The sequence below is a fragment of the Streptomyces sp. UG1 genome (genome assembly GCF_049974585.1).
GTDB lineage: Bacteria > Actinomycetota > Actinomycetes > Streptomycetales > Streptomycetaceae > Streptomyces.
This window is the reverse complement of record NZ_JBNGGG010000020.1, coordinates 11,933-25,570: the sequence shown is the minus strand read 5'-3', so window position 1 is coordinate 25,570 and position 13,638 is coordinate 11,933. Positions and strand designations below refer to the sequence as shown.

General features: G+C 71.1%; 14 protein-coding genes and 1 pseudogene. 10 read left to right on the top strand and 5 right to left on the bottom strand.

The features are described 5' to 3' along the window. Positions 1-95: 95 nt before the first annotated feature. Positions 96-1,718: a (2,3-dihydroxybenzoyl)adenylate synthase gene (locus ACP4J3_RS22625; RefSeq protein ID WP_426537205.1), complete on the top strand. Its 1,623-nt coding sequence runs from the start codon at positions 96-98 to the stop codon at positions 1,716-1,718. Then, entirely contained in the window at positions 1,715-3,220 is a 1,506-nt protein-coding gene (locus tag ACP4J3_RS22620) for a salicylate synthase (RefSeq protein ID WP_426537203.1), read from the top strand. The genes ACP4J3_RS22625 and ACP4J3_RS22620 overlap by 4 nt, the downstream gene beginning before the upstream one ends. Positions 3,221-3,314: 94 nt before the next feature. Here the strand turns inward: ACP4J3_RS22620 and ACP4J3_RS22615 are convergent, their stop codons facing one another. Further along, complete coding sequence (locus ACP4J3_RS22615) at positions 3,315-4,238, bottom strand: LysR family transcriptional regulator (RefSeq protein ID WP_426537201.1); 924 nt, start codon at positions 4,236-4,238, stop codon at positions 3,315-3,317. 72 nt (positions 4,239-4,310) lie between these two features. Between ACP4J3_RS22615 and ACP4J3_RS22610 the strand changes: the two are divergent. Further along, a pseudogene (locus tag ACP4J3_RS22610) lies at positions 4,311-4,688 on the top strand (RidA family protein); the annotation flags it as partial. Beyond that, entirely contained in the window at positions 4,674-5,105 is a 432-nt protein-coding gene (locus ACP4J3_RS22605) for an antibiotic biosynthesis monooxygenase family protein (protein ID WP_426537411.1), read from the top strand. The pseudogene ACP4J3_RS22610 and the gene ACP4J3_RS22605, both read left to right, overlap by 15 nt. Positions 5,106-5,479: 374 nt before the next feature. Here the strand turns inward: ACP4J3_RS22605 and ACP4J3_RS22600 are convergent, their stop codons facing one another. Beyond that, positions 5,480-6,532, bottom strand: coding sequence for an ABC transporter substrate-binding protein (locus ACP4J3_RS22600; RefSeq protein WP_426537199.1), 1,053 nt, complete (start codon positions 6,530-6,532; stop codon positions 5,480-5,482). 215 nt (positions 6,533-6,747) lie between these two features. On the opposite strand from ACP4J3_RS22600, the gene ACP4J3_RS22595 reads away from it, so the two are divergent. Continuing rightward, positions 6,748-7,053: a DUF427 domain-containing protein gene (locus tag ACP4J3_RS22595; RefSeq protein WP_426537197.1), complete on the top strand. Its 306-nt coding sequence runs from the start codon at positions 6,748-6,750 to the stop codon at positions 7,051-7,053. Further along, entirely contained in the window at positions 7,050-7,628 is a 579-nt protein-coding gene (locus ACP4J3_RS22590; protein ID WP_426537195.1) for an SRPBCC family protein, read from the top strand. Before ACP4J3_RS22595 ends, ACP4J3_RS22590 begins: the two co-directional genes overlap by 4 nt. 18 nt (positions 7,629-7,646) lie before the next feature. Here the strand turns inward: ACP4J3_RS22590 and ACP4J3_RS22585 are convergent, their stop codons facing one another. After that, on the bottom strand, positions 7,647-8,246 hold the full coding sequence (locus tag ACP4J3_RS22585) for a TetR/AcrR family transcriptional regulator (RefSeq protein ID WP_426537193.1): 600 nt from the start codon (positions 8,244-8,246) through the stop codon (positions 7,647-7,649). Positions 8,247-8,353: 107 nt separating this feature from the next. Between ACP4J3_RS22585 and ACP4J3_RS22580 the strand changes: the two genes are divergently transcribed. The 3 genes from ACP4J3_RS22580 to ACP4J3_RS22570 all read left to right on the top strand — a co-directional run bounded on the left by ACP4J3_RS22580 (position 8,354) and on the right by ACP4J3_RS22570 (position 10,573). Then, entirely contained in the window at positions 8,354-9,001 is a 648-nt protein-coding gene (locus tag ACP4J3_RS22580; protein ID WP_426537191.1) for a peroxiredoxin-like family protein, read from the top strand. A gap of 175 nt (positions 9,002-9,176) precedes the next feature. Continuing rightward, positions 9,177-9,659, top strand: coding sequence for a hypothetical protein (locus ACP4J3_RS22575; RefSeq protein WP_426537189.1), 483 nt, complete (start codon positions 9,177-9,179; stop codon positions 9,657-9,659). Between the two features lie 191 nt (positions 9,660-9,850). Then, the gene (locus ACP4J3_RS22570) at positions 9,851-10,573 is read left to right on the top strand and encodes a Crp/Fnr family transcriptional regulator (protein WP_426537187.1); all 723 of its coding nucleotides are present in this window, start codon (positions 9,851-9,853) and stop codon (positions 10,571-10,573) included. A gap of 177 nt (positions 10,574-10,750) precedes the next feature. Here ACP4J3_RS22570 and ACP4J3_RS22565 read toward each other — a convergent pair whose 3' ends face one another. Beyond that, positions 10,751-11,404, bottom strand: coding sequence for a class I SAM-dependent methyltransferase (locus tag ACP4J3_RS22565; protein WP_426537185.1), 654 nt, complete (start codon positions 11,402-11,404; stop codon positions 10,751-10,753). A gap of 289 nt (positions 11,405-11,693) precedes the next feature. Here ACP4J3_RS22565 and ACP4J3_RS22560 point away from each other — a divergent pair, with 289 nt between their 5' ends. Beyond that, the gene (locus tag ACP4J3_RS22560; protein WP_426537183.1) at positions 11,694-12,455 is read left to right on the top strand and encodes a response regulator; all 762 of its coding nucleotides are present in this window, start codon (positions 11,694-11,696) and stop codon (positions 12,453-12,455) included. On the opposite strand, the gene ACP4J3_RS22555 is transcribed toward ACP4J3_RS22560, so the two are convergent. Then, positions 12,355-13,551 carry a CynX/NimT family MFS transporter gene (locus ACP4J3_RS22555; RefSeq protein WP_426537181.1) on the bottom strand — a complete coding sequence of 399 codons (1,197 nt, stop codon included), beginning with the start codon at positions 13,549-13,551 and terminating at the stop codon, positions 12,355-12,357. The genes ACP4J3_RS22560 and ACP4J3_RS22555 overlap by 101 nt on opposite strands. Positions 13,552-13,638 lie beyond the last annotated feature (87 nt).

The window sequence follows — 13,638 nt, the reverse complement described above, 5'->3', positions numbered from 1 at the left end:
GGCATCAGTTATTGAAAATGATATTCATTTACTACAGTATGACTGGCGGGATCGACAAGCCCCGCCGAGCGGGATACGACCAGAGGGGGATTCACGTGCTGGACGGCTGTACGCCCTGGCCCGAGGACCTCGCCGCGCAGTACCGGGCCTCCGGCCACTGGCGAGGCGAAACGTTCGACCGGCTACTGCGGACCTGGGTCAGGACCCATCCGCAGCGCACCGCGCTCGTGTGCGGCACCCGGCGACTGGACCGGACCCAGCTCGCCCGGGAGGCCGAGCGCGTCGCCCGCCGACTCGCCGGGCTCGGCGTCCGGGCAGGGGACCGGGTCGTGCTCCAGCTCCCGAACGTCCCCGAGTTCTTCACCGTCTTCTTCGGCCTTCAGCGGCTCGGCGCGATTCCCGTGCTCGCCCTGCCACTGCACCGCCGCAGCGAGATCGTCCACCTGTGCCGGCTGTCCCAGGCCGTCGCGTACGTCGTCCCGGACGTCCACCAGGGCTTCGACCACCGCGAGTTGGCTGCCGAGGTCCTCAAGGAGAGCCCCGAGCTCCGGCACGTCCTGGTGGCCGGCGACCCCGGAGCCCACACCCCGCTCGACGGCCCCGGAGCCCCCGACCTGCCCCCTGCCCCCGACGACGCCTCCGAGGTGGCGCTGCTGCTCGTCTCGGGCGGCACCACCGGTCTGCCCAAGCTGATCCCGCGCACCCACGACGACTACGCCTACAACGTGCGCGCCAGCGCCGAGCTGTGCGGCTTCGGCCCCGGCACCGTCTACCTCGCCGCCCTGCCCGTCGCCCACAATTTCGCCCTCGGCTGCCCCGGCGTCCTCGGCGCCCTGCACGCGGGCGGCACGGCGATCCTCACGGACGAACCCGATCCGGACGCGGCGTTCGCCCTCATCGAGCGCGAAGGCGTCACCGCGACCGCACTGGTGCCGCCCACGGCCCGGATGTGGACGGCGGCGGCCGAGTGGGGCGACGCGGACCTGTCGTCGCTACGGCTGCTCCAGGTCGGCGGCGCCCGGCTGCTGCCCGAGCACGCAGCACAGGCGCGGGACGCCTTCGGCCTCGTGCTTCAGCAGGTGTTCGGCATGGCCGAGGGCCTGCTCAACTACACCGAACCGGACGCCCCCGAGGAGATCGTCCTGCACACCCAGGGCCGGCCCCTGTCACCCGACGACGAGATCCGCGTCGTCGACGAGGACGACCACGACGTCCCGCCCGGCGCCACCGGACGGTTGCTCACCCGCGGCCCCTACACCCTGCGCGGCTACTACCGGGCCGCCGAACACAACGCCACCGCCTTCACCGCCGACGGCTACTACCGGACCGGCGACCTGGTCCGGCGTACCCTCACCGGCCACCTCGTCGTCGAGGGCCGGGTCAAGGAACAGATCAACCGGGGCGGGGACAAGGTGGCCGCCGCCGAGGTCGAGGAGCAGCTCGTCCACCATCCCGCGCTGCTGGACACCGCCGTCGTCCCTGTACCCGACGACCTGCTCGGCGAGCGCACCTGCGCCTTCGTCGTGCCGGTGCCCGGAGCCGACGCCCCCGGCCGCGCCGAGGTGGCCGCCTTCCTCCGGGAGCGGGGGCTGGCGCCGTACAAGATCCCCGACCGCGTGGAGGCGCTGGACGCACTGCCGGTGACGGCGGTCGGCAAGACCGACAAGAAGGCACTGACAGCGCTGGCCCGAGAGCTGAAAGGAAGTCCCCGCGCATGACCGGTACCTGGAGCTCCTGGGCGGACGCCCTGCCCGCGCCGGAGCCCGCGCATGTCGTCGAGGCGCCGCACGATCCGGCGGAGGCGGCGGTACGGCTCGCCCGAGCGGGCCTCGGCGGCGAGTACGTGGTCTACGAGCGCGCCGGGACCTGGGCGTACGCCGCCGGACCGGCCGCGACCGTCACCCTGGACGCCCACGAGGTGACCGCCCGGTGCGGGAACCGCTCGGTGACCCAACCCCTGGACCGCCAGGCGCCGTTGGAACAGATCGCCACGGTCCTCGCACACCTGCCGCACCGCGACGACTGGCGGGCGTACGGCTGGGCCACCTTCGAACTGGCCCACCTGCTGCACCCGGACACCGGCGACCCGGGACACGACCCGCTGCTCCACCTCATGCTGCCGGTCACGGAGGTCGAACTGACCCCGGGCACGGCGCACATCCGCACGACCGACCCCGAACACGTACCTCTGATCGCCAAGGCGCTCTCCCGACCCATGGAGCAGGTGGGGGAGCGCCCCGCTGGGCAGATGGGGGTGAGCTCCTTCGAGCAGGTGGGGGTGGCTGCTCCTACCGAGCAGGCGGGGGAGCGCCCCGCCGGCGCGGAGAGGGCCGCCGACACAGAGCGGCTCGCCGACGCGGAGCGGCTCCTCGGCTCCGGAACCGGCGCCTACCAGAACGCCGTCGCCCGGACCGTGGCCGACATCCGGGCGGGGCGCTTGCAGAAGGCCGTCCTCTCGCGCCCCCTGCCGCTGCCGGAGCACCTGGGCCCCGACCTCGCCGCCACCTACCTGGCGGGCCGAAGGGCCAACACCCCCGCCCGGTCCTTCCTGCTGGACCTGGGCGGGTGGCGAGCCGCCGGCTTCAGCCCCGAGACGGTCGTCGAGGTGGACGGGGACAGCCGGCGCGTCTCCACCCAGCCACTGGCCGGCACCCGGGCCCTCGCGACGGACCCCGGCGAGACCGCCCGCCTGCGCGCCGACCTGCTCGGCGACCCCAAGGAGATCCACGAGCACGCCCTCTCGGTACGCCTCGCCGTCGATGAAGTGAGCCAGGTCTGCGGTGGCCGGGACGCGGTCGTGGTCGAGGAGTTCATGACGGTCCGCGAGCGCGGATCGGTACAGCACCTCGCCTCGCGCGTCACCGGACGCCTCGCCGACGACCGGGGCCCCTGGGCCGCCTTGGCGGCGCTGTTCCCGGCGATCACGGCCACCGGCTGCCCGAAGCCGGGAGCCCTGCGCGCCATCGGCCGGTACGAGGACGAACCCCGCGGGCTGTACGCCGGAGCCGTGTTCACCGCCGACGCCGACGGCGGCCTCGACGCCGCGCTGGTCCTGCGCACGGTCTTCCAGCGGAACGGGCGCAGTTGGCTGCGCGCGGGTGCCGGGGTGATGGGTCAGTCGACACCGGAACGCGAATGGGAGGAGACCTGCGAGAAGCTCCGCAGCGTGGCCCCGCACCTGCGGCTTGCCCGGTCGGAAGTACCGCGGGAGTCGCGGTGAGGCCCAACGGCCCTGTGCCGTGGGCCATGGGCCTGTCGAGGCGACCGGTCGGCCGAACGAAGCGCTGTTGAGCAGCAGCCCAGCCCGGGGGAACTCATCGTGAGCAGCCCTGGGACTCGTCCGGCGGATCCTGACTGATGGTCTCCAGCAGGTGTGCGACCAAGGGGTCATGGTCGCTCTCGCGCCAGGCGACGGCCACCCGGGTACGGGCGGTGCCGGGCTCGATCCTGCGGAAGGCGACGCCTTTGAGGCGGATGCGTCGGATGCTCGCCGGGGCCAGGGAAACGCCCAGACCGGTTTCCACGAGGGCGCACACGGTCTGCCACTCCACCGCGTGCTGGACCACCCGCGGTGTGAACCCTGCCGCGGTGCACAGGCCGATGATCTGGTCGTGCAGTGGCGGGCCGGCCGTGCGGGGCAGCAGCACGAAAGGCGAGTCCGCCAACTGCGCGAGCCGTACGGTCCGTTGCATGGCCAGAGGATGGGTGGACGGCAGCACGGCCACGAAGGGCTCGCTGAGCACCGTTCTGAAGCCGAGCCCTGTCTCGTCGGCGGGGGGTTCGCGCAGTAGACCGATGTCGATGCTCTTGTCATGCAGGGCGGCGATCTGCGGAGCGGTGGTCATCTCGTGGATGTCCAGGTGCACGCCGGGAAACCGGTGACGGAAGGAGCGCAGCAGACCGGGCAGGACCGTCAGGGCGAGAGAGGCGGCGAAGCCGATCCGCAGGCGGCCGGCCCGGCCACTGCCGACGGCCCGGGCCGCGGCCAGCCCGTCCGCGAGGTCGGTGAGTGCCCGCCGCGCGGCGGGCAGCAGTTCGCTGCCGGCCGGGGTGAGGGCGACACGCCCCGGGGCACGGGTGAACAGCGCGTGGCCGACCTTGTCCTCCAGGCGGCGGATCTGCTGGCTCAGCGGTGGCTGGGCGATGCCCAGGCGGGCGGCAGCGTGGCCGAAGTGGAGTTCTTCGGCGAGCACGACGAAGGCGTGGAGCTGCGGCAGGGGGAGCTCTGGGCGTTCCATACGCCTAGGGATATCAGATCATGCATGCGGCCGTATTAGACGTATCAACGCTGGTCATTTAGCGTTCGGCGCATGACGGAGCGACACGCGATCCTCAGCGGCTCGACCTTCGAGGAGCAGATTGGCTATGCCCGTGCCGTGGTCGACGGCGACTGGGTGCACGTGTCCGGGACGACCGGGTTCGACTACGCCTCCATGACGATCTCCGACGACGTGGTGGAGCAGGCCGAGCAGTGCCTGCGCAACATCGAGGCCGCGCTGGCCGAGGCGGAGTGCACCTTCGCCGACGTGGTGCGGGTGCGCTACCTACTGCCCGACCGCGAGGACTTCGAACCCTGCTGGCCGGTCCTGCGCCGCTGCTTCGGCGACGTTCGGCCGGCCGCCACGATGCTCGTGTGTGGCCTCGCCGACCCGCGGATGAAGATCGAAATAGAGGTGTACGCGCGGCGACGCGTCCCGCGTCACGGTGGCGCCACGAGCCACCAGTCGGAAGCGCCTGGCGCGCCCGTCAGGGCTTATGAACCCCCGTACTACGTGTCCGTCTTCACTACGGTGCGGACCGAGAACCAGAGCGGCTACAGCGATACCGCCGCACTCATGGAAGACCTGGTGAAGGACGTCCCTGGGTTCCTGGGGATGGACCACGCGCAGACTCCTGGCGGGCTGGGCATCACCGTCGGCTACTTCCGCGACGCCGACGCCCTCACGGAGTGGCGGAGCAACGCCGAACACCGGGCGGCGCAGGGGCGCGGGCGAGCCGAGTGGTACCAGAGCTACACCCTGCACGTGGCGAAAGTGGAGCGGAGCCACGGGTTCACGCGAGCGGAGGACGCGGGGGCCCGAGAGCAGACTGACCAACAGGCTTGAAGCACCCGCCGGTGCGGGTTCACTTCATCGGGGCAGGCGGCCAGAATCACCCTTGGCACACTCTGCGCGACGCTGAGCCCCGCTGGTCAGGCGCCGCCCGACGGACCGGTGGCCGGACGGCTCGGCGGGCTGCCGCCGATGCCCGAGCACGAGCCCGTTCCGGACCTGCCGTTCCTCGCCTCGGCCGACCTCGCTGCCACCCCACCGAGCGCGATGGACCTCCCGCTGCCGAAGGACGGCGCATGGACCGCTGAGCACGCCGTGCCGCGCACGGGTCTCCACCGCACGTCCGTAGAGCGGGATGAGCAACCTCTGCTGAACGTCGCCGAATTCGGGTCGCCGCTTGGGCCGGGGCACGGGATGTGCCTCCTGGGCTACGCGTGGAGCTTCTTCGACTTCTCCACCGCCGCGGCGAGGCGTTCGACGACCGGGGCCCAGCCCGCGTAGCTGAAGCGCTCCTCCATCGACCAGGGCGTGGTCTGGCCGGCCTTGACCGCGGGCAGTTGGCGCCAGGTGGCCTTCTCGTCGAGCTGCTCCGGGGACATGGAGGTGGAGCGGTTGTCGACCATGATGAGGTCGGCGTGGTACTTGTTGGCGTTCTCCCAGCTCAGGAACTCCCAGAAGCCCCATTCGTCAGACTTCTTGCCCTCGACGAATTCCACTCCCAGGTCCTTGAAGTAGTTGAGGTCGCAGTAGGAGTCGGGAACGGCGACGTAGAAGTTGTCCTTGTCGCCGGTGACGGCCATGACTTTGAGCCCGCCGTTGGCCTGCGCCGCCGTACGCAGCGTCTGAACGGCCTTCTGGAAGCGGGCCTTGGCGTCGGTGACCTTCTTCGCGCTCAGGTCCGCGCCGAGGGACTCGGCGAGTTCGGAGGTGCGCTTGAGCGGGTTGAGCAGGGAGGTGCGGGCGACGCTGATTCCGACGGTCGGAGCGAGGGATTCGACCTTGTCCTTGCTTTCCTCGGGCACGTACCACAGTCCCGGCGGCGGGAACATGTTGCTGATCAGCAGGTCGGGCCGGAGGGCGGCGTATTTCTCGACGCTGAACTGTCCCCATGCGGTGCCCAGGCTGGTCAGCTCGGACACGTCCATGTCGCCGGCCTGCGGGTTGGGCTTGCCGTCCACCGGTTCGCTGGGGCCGAAGATGCCCTCGCACTCGACGCCGTAGTCGTACAGGGCCGCTGCGGTGCTGACGAACGCGACGATCGTCTCGGGCTTCTTGTCGGTCCTGGCCGTGCGGCCGCGGTCGTCCTTGAAGGACCACGGTCCGCTGCTCGCGGCGGCCTCGGCGGATGAGTCGGGTGTGTCTTTGTCGTCGTTGCCGCATGCGGCGAGCAGGGGACCGAGGGCGAGCGCGCCGCCCACTGCGAGCAGGCGACGTCGGGACGGGCCCGGCGAAGCGTCCGAGCGGGACGTCGTTGCGGTCATGGGGGTGCTTCTCTCTGGCGCGCAGGGAGGACAGGGACGGGCGAGATCAGGACAGGCAGGGAACAGCATGAGAAGTGAGGGAAGGCTAACCTAAGTTCCCGTCGATCGGAAGACTGTAAGCGGGATCACCGAGGGGAGCGGAGCCGGCGTTCTAACGTCGAGGTGTAGGGACGTCGTGGTGTAGGGAATCCTGTCCTGCCCGGAGGTGGACGCTCATGATGCGCGCCGTATGGCATGGTGCGGTACTCGCCGAGGCGGACCGCACTGTCGTGGTGGAGGGCAACCACTACTTCCCGCCCGAGTCGCTCGAGCGCAGGTACTTCACAAAGAGCCGTATGCGGTCGTTGTGCTTCTGGAAGGGGATCGCCCGCTACTACACGGTCACCGTCGACGGGCAGAACAACACGAACGCGGCCTGGTACTACCCGCACCCCAGCCCGTTCGCCAGGCGGATCAAGGGCCATGTCGCCTTCGGGAAGGGCGTCATGGTGGAGGAAGTGGTGCCGGAGGACCGGCGGTGACGGGCGGCGTTCGTCTGGCGCGGGTCGCGGGGTGGACCGTGGGCGCGGGCGGTGGGGCGGCCGCCGTCTACCTGGGGCTGGTGACCGGGGCGTTGTCCGTCGATGTGGGTGTGGGGCGGCGGATCCGGCCGCTGGGGCCGCAGACCGTGGACATCGCGGCGCCCCGGGAGGTGGTCTTCGACGTGGTGGCGGGGCCGTATCTGAGGCGGACCCCGCGGGCGATGCGGCAGAAGCTGAACGTGCTGGAGCGCGGCAGCGACCTGGTGCTGGCCGAGCACTTCACCCCGGTCGCGGGCGGCCGGCTGACGACGGTCACCGTGGAGACGGTGCGCTTCACCCGGCCCGAGCGGATCGACTTCCGCCTGGTGCGGGGTCCGGTGCCGCAGGTGACCGAGTCCTTCGTGCTCGGCGAGCACGGGGCGGGCACGCGCCTGGTGTACGAGGGGGAGCTGGGCACCGACCTGTGGCGGGCCGGCGCCTGGTGGGGCGAGAAGGTGGCCGTCCGCTGGGAGGCGACCGTCGCCGGGTCGCTCGCCTCGGTCAAGGAGGAGGCGGAGCGCAGAGCAGGGCACTGAGCGCGGTGCCGGGCAACGCTACGGCTCTGCCCGGCCGCCGAGCGAGGCGAGCACCGCGGTCACCGTCCTGCCGAGTTCTCCCGCGTCGGCTCCGGCGCGGGAGCGGAGGTTGACGCCGTAGGCGAGGAGCGCCAGCAGATCGGCCGCGGCTGCCGGGTCGGCCCCCGGGGCGAGCTGCCCGCGCGCCCCGGCCTTCACGAGCGCGGCGTGCAGCGCGTCCCGCAACTGCTGGTGATGCAGGTCGAGGAGATTCCGGACGTCCGGTTCACCGTTCTCGGCGCCGGCGTGCGCGTTGGAGACCATGCAGCCCCAGCGGGCGTACTCGCCCGAGCAGCGGGCCTCGATCAGTCCGGCGAAGAAGTCGGCGATCGCGGGCAGGCCCCGACCGTCCTCGGCGAGGCGGCGGAACGTCGGCTGGGAGCGCTGCTCGATGTAGCGGCGCAGCGCGGCGAGGTACAGCTCCTGCTTGCCGCCGAAGGTGGCGTACAGGCTGGAGCGGTTGAGCCCGGTCGCCGTCACGACGTCCTGGATGCCGGTCGAGGCCACGCCTCGGCGCCAGAACAGCCGGACCACGGTGTCCAGGGCCGTATCCGGGTCGAAGTGCTTGATGTCCGGCACGTCTCACCCCGCCATCTTGAAACGAGGGTTTCAGGATACGCCCGATCCCGCTATCTTGGAACGGTCGTTCCGAGTTGATCGAATCGTGCCCCAGGAGGTCCGTTTCCATGACCCTCAACGCCGAGCTACGAGCCTTCTACGAGTCCCGTCAGCAGCAGATCCCCGCCGAGATACGCGCCGTCATGCGCCGCGCCGGGCAGGAACTCGCCGACTCCGGCCAGGCCGACCGCGCCCTGACCGTCGGCGACCCGGCCCCGCTGTTCACGCTCCCCTCGGCGACCGGGCAGACGGTGGCCCTGGACGCTCTGCTCGCCGACGGCCCGGTCGTGCTGACCTTCTACCGCGGCGCCTGGTGCCCGTACTGCAACATCACCCTGCGCGCCCTCCAGCAGCACCACGGCGCGATCACCGCCCGCGGCGCCCGCCTGGTGGCCGTCTCCCCGCAGATCCCCGACGAGTCCCTCGCCCTCACCGAGAAGCACGACCTCGCCTTCGACGTCCTCAGCGACCTCGGCTCCGACACCGCCAAGCAGTACGGCATCGCCTTCGACCCCCCCGACGACCTCGCCGCCGTCTACGACAAGCTCGGCTTCGACCTCCAGCGCGTCAACGACGGCCACCCGCGCACGCTTCCGCTGCCCGCCAAGTACGTCATCGACCGCGCCGGCGTGATCCGCTGGGCCTTCGTCAACACCGACTACACCACCCGCGCCGAACCGGCCGACGTCCTCGCCGCGCTCGACACCCTGGACTGAGCTGTCCCGGCTCCCACCGCCGTCCGGCCGGAGCGCGACGAACTGCCCGCCGGCAACGGCCTACCGGCCCGTACGTAAGCGCCCTCACATACCTGCACGCTGCACGGCTCCTAGCGTCGGAGTCGACAGCGAGAAGAAGGACAGAAAGCCCCAGAGCAGGAGAGGAGCAGTCACCATGACCACCACCTTGCGGGTATCTCCCACCACCGCCGTCATCCCGGTCCACGCGCTCTACGGCGCGGCGGCCGGGCTGGTCGGCGGAGTCGGGTTCGGCATCTGGATGTCGGTGTCGCGGCCGATGGCGGACACCGCGATGATCACCATGGTGGCCGGACTGCTCGGCTCCACCAACGCCTTCGTCGGCTGGCTGATCCACCTGGCCATCGCCCTCTTCGCGGGCATCGGCTTCGGCGTCCTGCTGGGCGAGTTCGCCCAGAAGCTCGCGCCCGCCGTCGTCCTCGGACTGGCCTACGGGGCCGTCTGGTGGACCCTCGGCGCCCTGTGGATCATGCCCGCCAACATGGGTATGCCGGTCTTCGAATGGAATGACGTCACCAGCTCCAGCCTCGGCGGCCACCTGGTCTTCGGGCTGCTCGCCGGTCTGACCTACGCAGGCCTCGCCCGGATCATGGACAGGCGGACCGGCTCGGCCGGGTGACGATGCCAGCACCACTCGCGTCTCCGGACGGCCCCGGACCCCTGCCACAGAGTGCCGCCCAGCGTGGCAGCACCCCCGGCGGCGGCCCGGTGCCCTACTGTCTGGCCGAGGGTACAGACGCACTGGCCGACCCACCGTGGGGCACCGCGCCACCGCCCTGGGCGCCGGGGCGCCGCGAGGAGACCACGCACATGATCGAACGCGACGCCGCCGCCGACGAACCGGACCGCACCTGGTGCATGTCCGAGGTCGACATCTTCCGTGACCTGTCCGAGCCGGAGATGGAGGCCATCGCCGAAGCGGCCCCCATGAAGACCTACTCCGCCGGGGAGATCCTCCACACCCCGCAGCAGCCCAGCGAGGTGCTGTTCATCCTCAAACGCGGCCGGGTCCGCATCTTCCGGGTCTCTGCCGACGGCCGGGCCCTGACCTGCGCGATCATCAGCCCCGGCACGATCTTCGGCGAGATGGCCCTGCTCGGCCAGCGGATGTACGACAACTTCGCCGAAGCCCTCGACGACGTCACCGTCTGCGTGATGAGCCGCGCCGACGTACACAGGTTCCTGCTCTCCGACGCACGGATCGCCGCCCGGATCACCGAGATCCTCGGCCACCGCGTCGCCGACCTCGAGCAGCGCCTGTCCGACAGCGTCTTCAAGTCCGTCCCCCAGCGCATCGCCGCCACCTTGACCACCCTCGCCGCCCGCGCCGGCACCCCCACCGGCAGGCTGCTGGCGATGGCACGCCACCCGCAGATCGCCCTCACCCACGAACAGCTCGCCGCCCTGGCCGGCACCTCCCGCGAGACGACCACCAAGGTCCTGCACGACTTCGCCGACCGCGGCCTGCTCCGTCTGGCCCGCGGCCGCATCACCGTCCTGGACCCCGAGCGGCTGAACGACGCCGCCGGATGAACCGGCGGACGCCGCGGTGACCTGGAGCGAGATCACCGACAGCGCGGACGCCGAACCCACCCCGCTGATCCACGGCACCGACCCGCCGGCCCCATCAGGGCAACCAGCGAGCCCGTCCTGCCGAGTCGGCTCCGTGCCCAGCGTGGAGCGGTTGCGCGCACTCCTTGATCCTGGTTCTTAGCCAGGGATGGCCGATGGCTCCGCGATGCCGATGAAGTTCCCGGCCCTGGTTCGGATGCGGGCCGACCATCCCAGAGCCGCGAGGTCGTCCGTGAGGGTCTGGGCATCGTGGAACACCTTCACGATGCGGTACTGACTGCCGTCATCGAGTCGCCGCAGCGCCGCCGGGGTCGGCTGGTTCGCGAGCACTTCCTCGTACGTGGCTGCGGCGGGACCGTCGTCGATGAAGATCGCTTTACCGCCTGGCGCGAGCGCGGAGGCGATGGTGTTCCAGAAGCCGGGCAGCCGAGCCGGCGGGACGTGGGACAGCCAGAAGGCGAAGAACACGGTGTCGTAGCGTCGTGCCGGCTGCCACTCGAACAGGTCGGCCTGGACGAACCGGACGGTGGGGGATCCGGTGCGCGCACGAGCAAGGGCCAGTACTTCGGCTGCCACGTCGACAGCCGTCACCGAACGCGCCCGCGCGGCAAGCCTCGGCGTCCACTGGCCCGTTCCGCAGGCCAACTCGAGCACATCCCCGGCAATCGGAAGGTCATCGACGACAGCCAGCAGCTCCTGCAGGTCCGCGTACTCTGCATAGGGCCGGTCGTATGCGGCCGCGCCGGCCCGGTAGTAGGCCATCTGCTCGGCCAGGAGAGCGTCGTCATCCAATCTGGGTTCCTCTCACCCGGATTCGGTCGGCTCAGGCCGGCCGGTTGCTCGCCACAGACACTGTCGGCCTTCACCCTCGGGCAAGGTCAAGCGTCATGAGGTTCTCCGAACTCCCTGCAACGAAGCTCGCGTTGTCCCGGGAGCATCCGCCGCCCGCTCCTCCGGATGGATCCCCGTACCCAGCCCTCCCGGGCCGACGAGTTCGCGGCCACCCCGGCCCGGTGACTCACCCGCACCCCCACCCTCTGACGAGGTCCCGCCGACCGCTGAGCACCCTTACCGTTGGCGAGTGACAATCCGCGTTCTGATCTGCGACGAGCTGCCCGTGGTGCGCGACGGGCTCGCCGGCACACTGGCCCGCGACCCGGACATCACCGTCGTCGCGGCCACCGGAGACGGAGTGAAAGCCCTCGACCTGACACGGCATCACGCACCCCACGTACTGATCACCGACATCGGCCTGGCACGGCGCTCGGGCCTGGAGGTCGCCGCCGAGGTGACCGACCCGGCGTGGCCGGCGCCGCGCCCCGAAGTGCTCGTGTTCAGCGCACGGACCGACGACGCGACGGTCATGAAGGCGCTGGAGGCGGGGGCGTACGGGTACCTGGTCAAGGACGCTCCGTCCGAGGAGCTGATCCGCGCGGTGCGCGCTCTGGCCGCGGGGGAGGCCGCCACCAGCGGCCCCGTCACAAGACGTCTGATCGACTGGCTCTACTGGCGCAACGCCCAGCCCGTCGCCGCGGCACAGCAGGGCCTGCGCCGCCTCACCCCGCGCGAACGCGAGATCCTGCTCCTGGTGGCGGCCGGTCTGACGGACGCGGACATCGCCGCCAGGCTGACGCTTCAAGAGGCGACCGTACGCTCGCACGTGTACCACCTGCGCGAGAAGCTCGGCCTGCGGGACCGCGCCCAACTCGTCGTCTTCGCCTATCAGTCCGGGTTCACGGTGCCTACGGTTCCGGACGCCTGGTCGCCGCCAGGAAGAGCGCAAGACAGGCCAGAGCGACCGCGGCGACCAGGACGGTCGCCGAGGTCCAGCCGGTGCGGGTGACCGCGAACCCGAAGGCGGGCGGGCCCAGGAGCGTTCCGACGCTGCCCGCCTGATTCAACAGGCCATATCCACGCCCGAGTTCGTACGGCGAGTGCGCGACGGACGGCACGCCGGCGTACAGCACGGCGAGCACCAGCCCGCCCGTGAACTGCAGTACGACAGCCCCCGCGGTGACGGCCGCCCAGGGCGTGACCTCGTACGTCACCACCGCGGCACACGGCAGGACGAGTACGGCTGCGGAGAGCGCGCGCGGCCCGGCTCCCCGGCCCAGCAGCAACCCCGCCGACAGCCCACCGGGCACACCCGCCAGCGACACCACGGCGGCTGTCACACCACCGACCGCCGAGCCCACGCCGCGGTCCGTGGCCAGGCTCGGCAGCAGGGCCATCGCTGTGACACCGAGCAACGCGATGAGGGCGAAGGAAAGGGAGAGTTGGAGAACGGGACCGACACCCTTGCCGTGACGGACATGACGGTCACCCACCTCACCCCGCATGCCGGTCTGCAGTCCCACAGTGCCGGCCAGGGCGGCCAGGCCAGGCACCAGCGTCAGCGCGCCGGCGACCCGCCAGCCCACCATGGCGCCGAGCGCCCCGACGGCCGAGGCGACAGCCATACCCACCGGAATGAAGGTGCTCCACAGCGCGAGCGCCCGCTGCTGCGTCGCGGGCCCGCACCGGGCGGACAGCACCAGCGGCCCCGTGACCACCACCGCCAGATACCCCACCCCCTCCAGCACCCGGGCGCCGTACAGCACCAGCGCCACAGGGGCCGTGACCTCGAGCACCCCGCCCAGCAGCATGGTGCCCAGCCCCGCGGACAGGACCCGGCCCAGATCGCGTCGCGCGACCCAGAGCCCTGCCGGCATCGCCAGACAGGCGGCAACGACGGTGATCCCCGAGACCAGCCAGCCGAACGCCGAGAGCGAGAGCCCGAAGCCATCTCTGACCCCCGCCTCCAGCGGAACGAACCGCCCCAGCGCGACGGCCGCCGACACTCCCGCCAGATAGACGAGAGCGATGACACGGCGCTCACCGGTCGCCGCCGTGCCGGGCCGGGCAGGCGTCCGGCTTGCATGGCCCGGGCCGATACCCACGGACGCTCCTCCCGACGACAGTGGCTGGATCGCCGGCGACTTTATCCACGCGGGTCATGGGAGGTCATGGGCCGTATCGCGCGATTT

Bases quoted from the DNA above. Each gene is read 5' to 3' on its own strand.
- ACP4J3_RS22620 (WP_426537203.1), top strand. From the start codon at position 1,715: ATGACCGGTACCTGGAGCTCCTGGGCGGACGCCCTGCCCGCGCCGGAG.
- ACP4J3_RS22615 (WP_426537201.1), bottom strand. From the start codon at position 4,238: ATGGAACGCCCAGAGCTCCCCCTGCCGCAGCTCCACGCCTTCGTCGTG.
- ACP4J3_RS22600 (WP_426537199.1), bottom strand. From the start codon at position 6,532: ATGACCGCAACGACGTCCCGCTCGGACGCTTCGCCGGGCCCGTCCCGA.
- ACP4J3_RS22595 (WP_426537197.1), top strand. From the start codon at position 6,748: ATGATGCGCGCCGTATGGCATGGTGCGGTACTCGCCGAGGCGGACCGC.
- ACP4J3_RS22580 (WP_426537191.1), top strand. From the start codon at position 8,354: ATGACCCTCAACGCCGAGCTACGAGCCTTCTACGAGTCCCGTCAGCAG.
- ACP4J3_RS22575 (WP_426537189.1), top strand. From the start codon at position 9,177: ATGACCACCACCTTGCGGGTATCTCCCACCACCGCCGTCATCCCGGTC.
- ACP4J3_RS22570 (WP_426537187.1), top strand. From the start codon at position 9,851: ATGATCGAACGCGACGCCGCCGCCGACGAACCGGACCGCACCTGGTGC.